General features: G+C 71.0%; 11 protein-coding genes. 7 read left to right on the top strand and 4 right to left on the bottom strand.

Annotated elements, in window-relative coordinates:
* Positions 1–3: 3 nt before the first annotated feature.
* Positions 4–1,650 carry an MFS transporter gene (locus tag ITJ43_RS10315; protein ID WP_194583735.1) on the bottom strand — a complete coding sequence of 549 codons (1,647 nt, stop codon included), beginning with the start codon at positions 1,648–1,650 and terminating at the stop codon, positions 4–6.
* Entirely contained in the window at positions 1,647–2,885 is a 1,239-nt protein-coding gene (locus ITJ43_RS10310; RefSeq protein ID WP_323741194.1) for an MFS transporter, read from the bottom strand. Before ITJ43_RS10310 ends, ITJ43_RS10315 begins: the two co-directional genes overlap by 4 nt.
* A 151-nt stretch (positions 2,886–3,036) precedes the next feature.
* Between ITJ43_RS10310 and ITJ43_RS10305 the strand changes: the two genes are divergently transcribed.
* Positions 3,037–3,735, top strand: a complete 699-nt coding sequence (locus tag ITJ43_RS10305; protein ID WP_194583733.1) for a YoaK family protein — start codon at positions 3,037–3,039, stop codon at positions 3,733–3,735.
* Here ITJ43_RS10305 and ITJ43_RS10300 read toward each other — a convergent pair.
* A complete protein-coding gene (locus ITJ43_RS10300; RefSeq protein ID WP_194583732.1) occupies positions 3,720–4,931 on the bottom strand; it encodes an MFS transporter in 1,212 nt (403 codons plus the stop codon). The genes ITJ43_RS10305 and ITJ43_RS10300 overlap by 16 nt on opposite strands.
* A gap of 16 nt (positions 4,932–4,947) precedes the next feature.
* Positions 4,948–5,232: a hypothetical protein gene (locus tag ITJ43_RS10295; RefSeq protein WP_194583731.1), complete on the bottom strand. Its 285-nt coding sequence runs from the start codon at positions 5,230–5,232 to the stop codon at positions 4,948–4,950.
* Between the two features lie 151 nt (positions 5,233–5,383).
* On the opposite strand from ITJ43_RS10295, the gene ITJ43_RS10290 reads away from it, so the two are divergent.
* The 6 genes from ITJ43_RS10290 to ITJ43_RS10265 are packed head-to-tail and all read left to right on the top strand — an operon-like array spanning position 5,384 to position 12,356.
* Complete coding sequence (locus ITJ43_RS10290) at positions 5,384–6,085, top strand: IclR family transcriptional regulator (protein WP_194583730.1); 702 nt, start codon at positions 5,384–5,386, stop codon at positions 6,083–6,085.
* Positions 6,082–7,737, top strand: coding sequence for a urocanate hydratase (hutU, locus tag ITJ43_RS10285; RefSeq protein ID WP_194583729.1), 1,656 nt, complete (start codon positions 6,082–6,084; stop codon positions 7,735–7,737). The genes ITJ43_RS10290 and hutU overlap by 4 nt, the downstream gene beginning before the upstream one ends.
* Positions 7,734–8,936 (top strand): allantoate amidohydrolase, encoded by a 1,203-nt coding sequence (locus ITJ43_RS10280; protein WP_194583728.1) that lies wholly within the window; start codon positions 7,734–7,736, stop codon positions 8,934–8,936. The genes hutU and ITJ43_RS10280 overlap by 4 nt, the downstream gene beginning before the upstream one ends.
* On the top strand, positions 8,933–10,252 hold the full coding sequence (locus ITJ43_RS10275; RefSeq protein ID WP_194583727.1) for a formimidoylglutamate deiminase: 1,320 nt from the start codon (positions 8,933–8,935) through the stop codon (positions 10,250–10,252). Before ITJ43_RS10280 ends, ITJ43_RS10275 begins: the two co-directional genes overlap by 4 nt.
* Positions 10,253–10,284: 32 nt before the next feature.
* Positions 10,285–11,442, top strand: a complete 1,158-nt coding sequence (hutI, locus tag ITJ43_RS10270; protein WP_228495763.1) for an imidazolonepropionase — start codon at positions 10,285–10,287, stop codon at positions 11,440–11,442.
* Between the two features lie 50 nt (positions 11,443–11,492).
* Positions 11,493–12,356: an NAD-dependent epimerase/dehydratase family protein gene (locus ITJ43_RS10265; protein WP_194583725.1), complete on the top strand. Its 864-nt coding sequence runs from the start codon at positions 11,493–11,495 to the stop codon at positions 12,354–12,356.
* Positions 12,357–12,419 lie beyond the last annotated feature (63 nt).

The following is a 12,419-nucleotide window of genomic DNA, read 5'->3' as shown; positions in this document are numbered from 1 at the left end:
TCGTCATCCTCCGCGCGTCGGGGCGGTCTTCGCGTGCCGTTCCGGGACGGCGATCAGGTGCTCCACCGCGGGGTCGTCCTCGCTGAACTGCCGCGCGTCGGCCAGGAGCTGGTCGTCGTACTGCGTGTCGCGGTCGGCGTGCTGGCTGAGATGCTCCTGCCAGGAACCGACCGCGAACGCCTCCACGAACGTCCCCGGCTGCTCGTGATTCTCGTACAACCGCCAGGACCGTGCACCGGTGCGTCGACGACTGTGGCCGACCATCTCCATGTGTGCGAGGAAGTCCGCCTGCCGCGCAGCGGCGACCCGGTACCGCAGCAGCACCAGGACGGGGCGTCTGGCCGCATCGACCACCTCGGTGTCGACAGACGATCCCTCCGGGAAGGGAAGCTCGACCGCGCCGCGCCCGCGCCCGACCGTGCTGGCGGTCGGCCAGACGACCCCCGCGGCGGCGAGGACGACGATCAGCGCTCCGCAGAGGCCGGTGACCCACGCGACTCCCGCGAACCCGGCGGCCGCGCCGGCCAGGGCGGCACCGATGGCCGTTCCGCCGAACAGCACGAGCTGGTAGACCGAGAGACCGCGCGTACGCACCCAGGCGGGCAGGAACGCCTGCACCGTGCCGTTGACCGTGGCGATCACACCGATCCAGCCGATGCCTGCGAGAACCAGCAAGGGCAACGCCGTCCAGATCGACGGAAAGACGACGAGCGCCGCGGTGCTGGCGCCGTACAGGCCCGCCGCCGAGACCAGCGTCGTGTTCGTCGTCCATCTCTTCCGCGCGGTGGGCAGGAGGATGCCTCCCGCGATCGACCCGATGCCGAGTGCCGTCAGCAGCAGTCCGTATCCGCTGGCTTGCAAGTGCAGCTCTGCGCTGGCGATGATCGGCAGCAGCGCCCACAGGGCGTTGGCAGGGAGCAGGAACAGAGCGAGTCGCACGAACAGATCGAGGATCACGCGGGAGTGGCGCACGTACCGCAACCCGGCGCGCGTGGCGTCGATGAAGCGCTCCGGCCGTCCCCGCGGCACCGAGTACCCCCGCCAGGCGAGAAGCACCCCGACGAAGGCGGCGAACGAGATCGCATTCGCAGCGAAGACGGCCACGACGCCGGCCTGCGCGACGAGCAGGCCGGCGAGAGCCGGACCGACGGCGCGCGCGACGTTGACGCCGATGGAGGTGAGGGCCGCGGCCCCCTGCACGAGGGGCGCCGGAACGATGTCGGTCACCAGCGCTTGGTACGCGGGCAGCTGGATCGCGGAGCCCGCTCCGAGCAGCAGCGTCAGCACGAGCAGCAGGGGTGGGGTGACGAGGTTCGCCGCGGTGAGCCAGATGAGGATGCCGACCACGATCACCTGGGCGGTCTGCACGGCGATGAGCATCCGCCGCCGGTTCATGAACTCGCCCAGCACACCGGCGGGGATCGCGAGCAGCAGCACGGGCGCGGCGGCGGCTGTCTGCACAAGGGCCACGACGGCAGGACCGCTGCCGCCTTCGACGAGCATCCATTGCGCGCCGACGCTCTGCATCCAGCTGCCGATGTTGCTGACGATCCCCGCCAACCAGATCGCGCGGAAGACCTTGATTCGCAGTGACGTCCACGCGGTGGGCGGCGCGGATGCCACGGAACTCGCCGTGGCATCGCCGCTCACTTCGCCTCCCTGCGGATCAGGACCGACGCCGCCGACACTGTGGCGACGAGCACGATCGTCACGAACACGAGGAGCACGGGTGTCGCCGGCGCGAACAGCAGGGCGCCGCCGACCGCGAGAACGGGCACGGCGAGCCCCGCATAGGCGATGAGGAACAGCAGCGCCAGAGTCTCCCCGCGCCGATCGGGGTCGGCGAGCGAGATCGTGGTCGCCACGGCGCCCTTGAACAGCACACCGACGCCCAGACCAGCGATCACGCCGCCGGCGACGAACGCGACGATGCTCGGCAGCACGGCCCCGGCGGCGACCGTGACCAGCCCCACCCCGCATGCGATCGCGGCGATCGTCAACTGGGTCCGCAGGGGGAGGCGGCCGAAGATGAGCTGCCCGGCCGCGGCGGCTGCGAACACCGCGAACGGGGTCGCGCCGGCGACGAGGTGATCGTGTTGGCCGAACGTCGTCCCGAGAAACGTCGGCGCGAGCGCCGTGAACAGGCCGAACACCGCGAAGCCGGCGAAGGCCGCGAAGCCGGCGGTGACGAAAGCCGGCCGCGCGGCGCGCGGCACCGACAGGCGTTGGGGACGATACGCGGGCGGCTCCTCGCGGGGGGCGACGGTTTCGGGCACACAGGTCAGCACGACCGCCGCGACGAGCAGCAGCACGAGGAAGACCGCGTGCGGAAGGGTGAGCGGATCGGGCAGGAACTCGGCGAACAGGCCTCCGGCGAGCGGGCCCAGAGCGAGTCCGCCGATGTTGGCGGCTCCGGCGATCGACGAGGCGATGATGCCGTCCTCATCCGGCTTCGCGGCGGCGCGCAGCTCGGAGAGGTGCGCGGTGGCTGTGGCGGTGAGGATGCCGATGCTCGCGCCGTTGATCAGGCGCGCGACGATGAGGCCGGGCACCTCCGGCCACAGCAGGAAGATGACCGCCGACAGGGCCGACACCAGGACAGCGACGACCAGCATCCGTCGCCGCCCGACCCAGTCGCTGACGTGCCCGAGCAGGTAGAGGGCGATGACGACCCCGACCGCGTACGCGGCGAAGATGACGGTGATCGTCGGAACCGGAAAGCCGTCACGTTCTTCGTACAGCGGATACAGCGGTGTGGGGACGGTGGAGTAGGCCATCACCGTGAGGAACGTGGATGCCACGATCCAGAAGCCGGGTCCGTGTCCCGCGGCAGGTAGGCGCACTCCGCGTGCCCGCGCCCTCTCGCTCGATAGATCTGTCACCACGCCTCCCTCCTCGCACCGTATTCGGCGAGGCGGTGGCGGCGTTACGACGGATGTTGAGACGTGCCGGCGACGTGATGTTCTCCGACAGTCGTCGCAAGGCCCGCAATCTCGTTGGCCATAGCGTTCCCGCAGAGCGACGGGAGCCGAGCCGATGACCATTCCGAATGACCGCGACCGGCCGAGTCTCGACGCCCTGGCCGTCGTGCTCTCCTTCGCCGCAGGTGCGACCGACGCGTTCGCGTTCCTCCAACTCGGCGGGATCTTCACGGCGAATATGACCGGAAATGTGGTGCTCTCCGGCCTGATCACCCGACCGGACTATCCGGCGACGCTGACGGGCGCGATCGTTGCGGTCGTCGTCTTCTCGGGTGTCGTGTTCGCCGGCTTCCGCGTGACGCGCGGGGCGCAGGTGTCGACGCGGCGGCTGGGCAGCGTCATGGGGTGCGGGCTCGCCGCGCAACTCGCCGTGGCCGGGATCTGGGCGGTAGACGGCGGGCGGCGCGGCATGGTGCTCATCATGGTCGTGGTGGCCCTGTCGACGACCGCGATGGCGCTGCAGACTGTGATCGGGCGCCGTGTCGAGGTGCGATCGCGCGTGGCGACGACCTTCGTGACCGGCGCGATCACCACACTGATGAAGGATGCCGCAGACGGCGATCTCTCCGAAGCGCTCGTCCGCATCGGGACGATCGTCGCGCTCGCCGCCGGCGCCCTGTGCGGCGCCGCGGTGATGACGGTCGACGTCGCCGCGGGCGCCGTCCTCCCTGTCATCCCTTCGGCTGTGGGGCTGGTGCTGCTGCTGGTCGCTCGACGACAGAACCGCCGCCGACCCGATCAGACCCGCGGCTGACGGCGAAGAATCGACCAGCCGACAAGGGCGGCGGCGGCGCACGCCGCAGCGGCGACGTACACGGTGGAGCGTCCGCCCCACAGTGCGCCGACGCCGCCGATGATCAGCGCGCCGATCGGGGTGCTCCCGGTGAAGGCCATCGTCCACAGCGAGGTGATGCGACCGCGCATCTGAGCGGGTGCGGCCAACTGGATCGTGGCGTTTCCCGTCGTCAGGAAGCCGATGCTGGCGGATCCGACCAGGACGACAGCCGCATTCGCCCAGAGGCTCGTCGGCGCCGTGGCCGCAAGCGCGAGAGCGGCGGCGTACGCGACCGTGATCCATACCATCTGCCGCAGGCCCGTCTGCGGCCAGAAGATCAGGATGAGCCCGGCCAGAACGGCACCGGCACCGAAAGCCGCGGTCAACCACGCGTACTCCACGGCTCCGCCGTCGAGGGAGCGTTCGGCGAACAGCGGGAAGCTGACCTCGAACTCGTACGTGAGCGTGCCGACGACGGCCATCATGGCGAGCGGTCCCAGGATGTCGGGTGTCCGCCGCGCCACCACGAGCGCCGCCCGTAGCTGCCCACCACGACGGGGAACAGTTCCTTCCGGGTGCATCTGTGACCGGTCGATCAGAAGCAGGGCGACGACGACGAACACGAAGCTGCCGGCGTTGACGAAGAAGCACCAGGCTGCCCCGACAGTGGCCAGCAGCCCCGCGGCGACGACGGGGCCGACGCCTCGACCGACGTTCGCCAAGATGCTGTTCAGGGTGATGGCGTCGCGCAGTGCTTCGCGATCGACCAGTTCGGGGATCAGCGCCATCCGGGCGGGGTTGTCCAGGGCGGTGAGCACACCGAACGACAGGGCGAAGACGTATACGGCCTCGATCGAGATGATCTGCAGGACGACCGCGATGCCGAGGACGGCGGAGAGGCCGCCGAGCAGCGATTGGGTCGTGATCAGCACCCGTCGGCGGTCGTGGCGGTCGACGATCACCCCGGCGTAGGGCGCGAAGAGCAGCACGGGCAGGTAGCGAAGCGCCGCGACGATACCGAGCTGCAGCGGCGAGTTCGTCAGCTGCAGGACGAGCACGCCCTGGGCGATCGTCTCCGTCCACGACCCGATGAGGCTGACACCCTGACCGGCGATGAATCGGCGGTAGTTCGGTATCCGCAGCGCGAGAGAGGGTCGCGCTCGGGGTGACGGCATCTCTCGCGGCTGAACGTCAGTCGCCGGCCGGCAGCACGCCGGTGGCGCGGAACAGGCGGCGAAGATCGAGCACCATCTGCTCGTCGACGTCTTTGTGTCGCGGTCTGCTCAGCACGAGCTTCTCGTTTCCGAGGGCGACCTTCACCTTGCCGTCGTGTTCTTCGTGCACCTCGGCGACCTCGCGGAGCAGTCCGATCACGTCGTCCCACTCCAGGTTGTGCGTGGTGGGGTGGCGCGCAATGTGCTCCAGGGTGACCCGATGGTGCTCGCTGAGGTGTGTGTGGCTGGATGGTTCGCTCATCCTCGTTCCTTCCGTTCGTGTGGGCTGAGGGCTCCCGCACAGTCTGGTCACCGACGTGCGGTTCGTCCCTCGACGGATGACGGAACATCGCCCGCCACCAGCGGCCGCACCTCTTGCCATTGAGTAGCAACAGCGTTTTACTGAATGGAATATGACCGAGACATCCACCCGCACCGTCGATCGCGCCCTGTCGCTTCTCGGCACCGTGTGTGACGGCGGACCGATCACGCTGGCCGATGCGGCCCGAGCCGCCGACTTGTCGGCGAGCACCGCGCTGCGTCTGCTGCGCACGCTCGAGGCCCAGGAGTTCGTCCGCCGCGTGCCCGACGGCCGCTACGCCGCCGGCGCGCGAATCGTGCAGCTCGGTGCTCTCGCACTGTCGAACGACTCGCTGGTCTCCCTCGCCGAGCCTGCCCTCGCGCGGGTCGTCGCCGCAACGGGGGAGTCCTGCTATCTCGCCATCCGCGGCGCCGGCGACACCGCGCTCTACATCGCCATCGTCGAGGGCACCCACTCGGTGCGTCACGCGAGTTGGGTCGGCCGCAGCATCCCGCTGCACGGCTCCGCCGCGGGCGCCGTCCTCGAGGGAAAAGCGGGCGAGGCGGGCAACGCCGGCTACATCGTCGTGACCCAGGGTGTGGAAGACGACGTCACCGCCATCGCCGCGCCGGTCGCCGTGGGCGGCCGGGTCGTGGCCTCCCTCTCGGTCGTCGTGCCCAGCTACCGCACCACCGACGTGAAGAACGCCGCGATCGGGCGCCTGCTCGTCGCCGAGAGCCAGTCGATCCTGGCCCGCCCCGAACTGTCCGCCGCCACACGAGCGAGCACACCAGGAAGAGAGACACCGAGATGACCGGAAGCCGTGAGGTGCGCGCGCCGCGAGGGACGACACTGACAGCGAAGAGCTGGCAGACCGAAGCCCCGCTGCGGATGCTCATGAACAACCTCGACCCCGAGGTCGCGGAGCGTCCCGAAGACCTCATCGTGTACGGCGGCACGGGAAAGGCCGCCCGCAACTGGGCGAGCTACGACGCGATCGTCGCGACGCTCGCCGACCTCGACGACGATGAGACGCTGCTGGTGCAGTCGGGCAAGCCGGTCGGAGTGTTCCGCACGAACGTGTGGGCGCCGCGTGTTCTTCTGGCCAACTCCAACCTCGTCGGCGACTGGGCCACCTGGCCCGAGTTCCGCCGCCTCGAGGCCGAGGGACTGACGATGTACGGCCAGATGACGGCCGGTTCGTGGATCTACATCGGCACGCAGGGCATCCTGCAGGGCACGTACGAGACTTTCGGCGCCGTGGCTCGCAAGCGCTTCGGCGGCACGCTCGCCGGCACGCTCACGGTCACCGGCGGATGTGGCGGCATGGGCGGCGCGCAGCCGCTGGCCGTCACCTTGAACGGTGGCGCGGTGCTGATCGTGGATGTCGATGAGACGCGCTTGCGCCGCCGTCTGGGCAAGCGATACCTCGATGAGGTCGCCACCGACCTCGACGACGCGCTCGAGCGCGTGCTCACGGCCAAGGCCGAGGGCCGCGCGCTGTCGGTCGGTCTCGTCGGCAACAGCGCCGAGGTGCTGCCCGAGCTGCTGCGCAGAGACGTCCCGGTCGACATCGTCACCGACCAGACCTCCGCGCACGACCCGCTCGCGTACTTGCCGGTGGGGGTGGCGTTCGAGGACTGGCGCGCCGAAGCGGAGCGCGATCCGGAGGGCTTCACCGTCCGTGCGCGTGCGTCTATGGCGCGGCACGTCGAGGCGATGGTGGCCTTCCAGAACCGCGGCGCCGAGGTGTTCGACTACGGCAATTCGATCCGTGACGAGGCCCGTCAGGGTGGGTACGCCGACGCGTTCGCGTTCCCCGGCTTCGTGCCGGCCTACATCCGCCCGCTCTTCTGCGAAGGTCTCGGCCCCTTCCGGTGGGTGGCGCTGTCGGGCGATCCGGCCGATATCGCCGTCACCGACCAGGCGATCCTCGAGCTCTTCCCCGAGAACGAGGGGCTCACGCGCTGGATCGCCGCCGCGCAGGAGCACGTCGAGTTCGAGGGACTGCCCGCCCGCATCTGCTGGCTGGGCTACGGTGAGCGCGCCAAGGCCGCCCTGCGTTTCAATGAGCTCGTAGCCGAAGGCAAGATCTCCGCGCCGATCGTGATCGGCCGCGACCATCTCGACTCGGGATCGGTGGCATCGCCCTACCGCGAGACCGAGGCCATGGCCGACGGGTCGGACGCCATCGCCGACTGGCCCATCCTCAACGCGCTCCTCAACACCGCGTCGGGCGCCACATGGGTCTCCCTCCACCACGGCGGCGGCGTCGGCATCGGTCGTTCCATCCATGCGGGCCAGGTCTCGGTGGCCGACGGCACACCGCTTGCGGCGCAGAAGCTCGAGCGTCTGCTCACGAACGACCCCGGCATGGGCGTCATCCGACACGTGGATGCCGGCTACGAACGGGCCATCGAGGTCGCCCGTGAGCGTGGCGTCCGGGTACCGATGCTCCGGCCATGACCGCCGTCACCACCCTCCTCACCGCGATCGCGGGCATCGGCCGCGACGCCCGCAGCGGCGGATATGTCCGCCCGGTGTTCTCGACCGCCGAACGCGACCTGCGCAGCTGGTTCCTCGCTGAGGCCGCGCAGCGCGGACTCGACGTCGAGGTCGATCGCAACGGCATCCTGTGGGCGTGGTGGGGGCTGGCGGGACCGGACGCCGTCGTCACCGGCAGCCACCTCGACTCCGTGCCCGGCGGAGGGGCGTTCGACGGCCCGCTCGGCGTCGCGGCGGCGTTCGGCGCCGTCGACGTGCTGCGTGAGCGCGGGTTCACTCCGGCACGGCCGCTGGCGATCGCGGTGTTCCCCGAGGAGGAGGGGTCGCGCTTCGGCGTCGCGTGCCTCGGCTCCCGCCTGCTCACCGGTGCACTCTCGCCGGATGCCGCGCGCACCCTCACCGACCGCGACGGCAACACGCTCGCCGACGTGTTCGCGGCGGGTGGCATCGATCCGCGGTGGATCGGCCCCGATCCCGAGACGCTCGCCCGCATCGGCGTGTTCGTCGAGCTGCACGTCGAACAGGGACGCGGTCTGATCGATTTCGCTCGGCCGTTCGCCGTGGCGGAGTCCATCCTCGGCCACGGTCGCTTCAAGGTGTCGGTGCGCGGCGAGGGCAACCACGCCGGCACGACCCTCATGGCCGACCGCCGTGATCCCGTGGTCGCCGCCGCAGCGATGGTCGGCGCCATCGCCGAGGTCGCCGGCGCCATCGACGATGCGCGCGCCACCGTCGGCCGCTTCGAGCCTGTTCCCGGCGGCACGAACGTCATCGCGTCGTCGGTGGACTTCTGGATCGACGCGCGCCACCCCGACGACGCCGTCACCCGGCGCATGATGGCCGACATCGACCGCATGTGCGGCGATATCGCCGCAGCCCGGGGATGCGAGGCGGTCCTGGTCGAGGAATCCTGGAGCCCCACGGTCGGATTCGATCCGACACTCGCCGGCCGCCTGGGTGCGGCGCTCGCCGACGCCCCGCATCTGCGCACCGGCGCGGGACACGACGCGGGCATCCTCGCAAGCGCCGTGCCGACGGGGATGCTCTTCGTCCGCAACCCCTCGGGCATCTCCCACTCGCCGGAGGAATACGTCACCGATGCGGACGCCGACGCTTCCGCCGCGGCTCTCGCCGACGCGTTGCAGGAGCTGCTGTCATGACCGCGTTTTGGGCAGAGCGGGCGTGGGTCGAAGGCGACGTCGCCCATGGCGTGCGCATCACGGCATCCGCCGACGGCGTGATCACGCAGATCGACACCGACACCGGTTGCTGCGACGGCGACGAGCGCCTCGACGGGCTCGTGCTGCCTGGAGCGGTCAACGCGCATTCGCACGCGTTCCACCGGCTGCTGCGCGGTCGCACCCACGCCGACGGGGGCAGCTTCTGGACCTGGCGCGAGCTGATGTACCGCGAGTCGGCGCGGCTGGATCCCGTGTCGTACGAACGGATCGCCACCGCCGTCTACGCCGAGATGGTCGCCGCGGGCTGGAGCGCGGTGGCCGAGTTCCACTACGTGCACCACGCGCCCGATGCGCGCCCGTACGACCCCCCGCACGCGATGGAGCTCGCCCTCGCCCGCGCGGCGCGAGCTGCCGGCATCCGACTGACGCTGCTCGACACGTGCTACCTGTCGAGTGGTTTCGGCTCGCCGCTCGAGCCCGCGCAACGCCGCTTCGGCGATGCGGATGCCGCGGCGTGGCTCGCCCGTCTGTCGTCGCTGCGCTCGCGCCTCGCCGAGGAGCATCCCGAGGTCGTCGTCGGCGCCGCCGTGCACTCCGTGCGCGCCGTGCCGGTCGATGCTCTCGAACGCATCGGCGCCGAGCTCGACCCCGCCATCCCGCTGCACGTGCACCTGTCGGAGCAGCCCGGCGAGAACGAGGCGTGCGTGGCTGCGACCGGCCTGACGCCGACGGCGCTGCTCGCTCGCAGCGGTCTGCTCTCGTCGCGGCTGTCGGCCGTGCACGCGACCCACCTCGACGACGACGACATCGCGGCCCTGGGTGCGGCGGGGGCGACGATCGTGATGTGCCCGACCACCGAGGCCGACCTCGGCGACGGCGTGGGGCCGGCGCGGAGACTTGCGGATGCCGGTGCGCGCATCGCCCTCGGCACCGACCAGCACGCCGTCGTCGATCCGCTCCTCGAGGCCCGCGCTCTCGAGCACGGCGAACGGCTCGCGTCGGGGCGTCGCGGACGGTTCTCGCCCGCCGAACTCGTGGCCGCCCTCACCCGCGGAGGCGCGGAGGCCGTCGGCCGCCGGGTCGGCGCGCTTGCGGTCGGCCGGCCGTGCGACCTGCTCGTGGTCGATGAGGCCAGCGCTCGCACCGCGGGCAGTGACCCCGGCCAGCTCGTGCTCAGCGCCACCGCGCAGGACGTCACCCGTGTGATCATCGGAGGGCGCGAGCGCGCGATCCGCGGAGTGCATACCGATCTCGGCCCCATCGGGGATTTGTGGCGAAAGGCGGTGCTCGCGTGAGCGCGACCCTCATCACCCGTATCGGTGAGCTGATGACCGTCGACGACGAAGACCGTGTGCTGCGCGACGCGGCCGTCGTCATCGACGGCGACCGCATCGCGTGGATCGGCGCCGCCGCCGAGGCCCCTGCCGCCGACGACCGCGTCGACGCCGACGGTCGCGCCCTGCTCCCCGGCTGGGTCGATTCCCACACCCATCTCGTGTTCGATGGCGACCGCACCGCCGAATTCGAAGCCCGGATGGCCGGACAGAGCTACGTCGCGGGAGGCATCGCGGTGACGCGGGATGCCACGCGCGCCGCTTCCGATGAGCGGTTGTCCGCCCTCGTCGCGGCCCGCGTGCGCGCGGCTCGCGCGCAGGGGACGACGTGGATCGAGACGAAGACCGGCTACGGACTCGATGTCGCGAGCGAAGCGCGCAGTGCCCGCATCGCGGCCGCCGGCGCCGACGAGGCCACTTTCCTCGGTGCGCACCTCGTGCCGGCCGGCGTCGACCCCGACGACTACGTGCGCGAGGTCTGCGGGCCCATGCTCGACGCGGTGCGCCCGTTCGTGTCGTGGGCCGACGTGTTCTGCGAGCGCGGCGCGTTCACCGCCGAGCAGTCGCGTGAGGTGCTCACCGCCGCCGCGGCTGCGGGTCTCGGCCTGCGGGTGCACGGCAACCAGCTCGGTCACGGTGACGGCATCCGCCTCGCGGTCGAGCTCGGTGCCGCGAGCGTCGACCACTGCAACTTCGTCTCCGACGCCGACCTCGACGCGCTCGCCGCGGGCAGCACGGTCGCCACGGTTCTTCCTGCCTGCGACCTCTCGACCCGCGCGCCTCTTGCTCCCGCCCGACGTCTGCTCGACGCGGGCGTCGAAGTGGCGATCGCCTCCAACTGCAACCCCGGCACGTCGTACACCAGCTCTATGCCGTTCTGCGTGGCGACCGCCGTGCTGCAGATGGGACTGAGCGTGCACGAGGCGGTGCGAGCGGCCACCCGCGCCGGGGCCATCGCGCTCGGTCGCGACGGGAGCAAGGGCGATGGCGACGGCGCGATCGGATCGATCGCCGTCGGTCACCGGGCCGACCTCCATCTGCTCGACGCGCCGTCGGCGACGCATCTCGCCTACCGTCCCGGAATGCCGCTCACTGCCGCGGTCTGGCGGGGCGGGCGGCTCGTCGTGACGACGGAATCCGCCTCCTCCTGACCTACGTCCGCGCCGCCCTCCGGCATCCTGGGCGTGCCTACGATGACGGTATGAAGATCGTTCTCACCGGTGCAACCGGCTATATCGGCTCCTCCGTTCTCGCCGCGCTCCGCGCGCGGGGGCACGAGGTCATCGCCCCCGTGCGCAGCGAGACGGCGGCGCAGAAGGCGACCGCCGCGGGGGCGACCGCCGTGGTGGGTGACATCACCGACGCCGCGTGGTTCGCACCTCTTCTCGCCGAAGCGGATGCCGCGATCCACACGGCCGCACCGGGCGACGACACGGCGCCGCAGTTCGACGGTGCGGTGGCCGACGCCGCGATCGCCGCGTTCGCGGGAACCGGCAAGCCCTATGTGCACACCGGTGGCCTCTGGATCCACGGCCCCTCCGACGACCTCACCGAAGAGACGCCGTTCGCGCCGCCCGCACTGGTCGCCTGGCGCGAGCAGGTCGAGTCGCGGCTGGCTGGCGCCGACCTCGTGCTCTCGATCGTCGAGCCGGGCATCGTGTACGGCGCCGGCGCCGGCATCCCTGCGTTGCTGGGGCAGGCTCCGCGGGATGCCGAGGGGCACCTCACCGTGATCGGCGAGGGTACGCAGCACTGGGCGACGGTGCACGTCGACGACCTCGCCGACCTCTACGTCCGGGTGGTCGAGAGCCCCGAACCCGTCGGACGCATCCTGGGTCTGAGCGGATCGAACCCCACCGTCGCCGAGATCGGCGCGGCGTTCGCCGACGGAGCCGTCGTTCCGGAGGGGCTGGAGGCGTCGCGCGCACGGCTCGGCGCGGCCTTCGCCGACGCGCTCATGCTCGACCAGCAGGGGTTCGGTGCGAAGGCCCGCGCGCTCGGGTGGACCCCTTCGCGCCCGTCGCTCATCGAGGAGATCCGCGCCGGCGGTTACGCCGCGCACTGAGGCAGGAGCGCCCTCTCGCATCCGGCTTCTTGTCAGCTTCGCTGCGGCCCCGTGCTCTAGTGT

Source organism: Microbacterium sp. VKM Ac-2870 (genome assembly GCF_015350795.1).
In the GTDB taxonomy this organism is placed as follows: domain Bacteria; phylum Actinomycetota; class Actinomycetes; order Actinomycetales; family Microbacteriaceae; genus Microbacterium.
This window is presented reverse-complemented; position numbering and strand designations above follow the sequence as displayed.

Coding starts and splice junctions, on each gene's coding strand:
- ITJ43_RS10305 (WP_194583733.1), top strand. CDS start 3,037: ATGACCATTCCGAATGACCGCGACCGGCCGAGTCTCGACGCCCTGGCC.
- ITJ43_RS10300 (WP_194583732.1), bottom strand. CDS start 4,931: ATGCCGTCACCCCGAGCGCGACCCTCTCTCGCGCTGCGGATACCGAAC.
- ITJ43_RS10295 (WP_194583731.1), bottom strand. CDS start 5,232: ATGAGCGAACCATCCAGCCACACACACCTCAGCGAGCACCATCGGGTC.
- ITJ43_RS10290 (WP_194583730.1), top strand. CDS start 5,384: ATGACCGAGACATCCACCCGCACCGTCGATCGCGCCCTGTCGCTTCTC.
- hutU (WP_194583729.1), top strand. CDS start 6,082: ATGACCGGAAGCCGTGAGGTGCGCGCGCCGCGAGGGACGACACTGACA.
- ITJ43_RS10280 (WP_194583728.1), top strand. CDS start 7,734: ATGACCGCCGTCACCACCCTCCTCACCGCGATCGCGGGCATCGGCCGC.
- ITJ43_RS10275 (WP_194583727.1), top strand. CDS start 8,933: ATGACCGCGTTTTGGGCAGAGCGGGCGTGGGTCGAAGGCGACGTCGCC.
- hutI (WP_228495763.1), top strand. CDS start 10,285: ATGACCGTCGACGACGAAGACCGTGTGCTGCGCGACGCGGCCGTCGTC.
- ITJ43_RS10265 (WP_194583725.1), top strand. CDS start 11,493: ATGAAGATCGTTCTCACCGGTGCAACCGGCTATATCGGCTCCTCCGTT.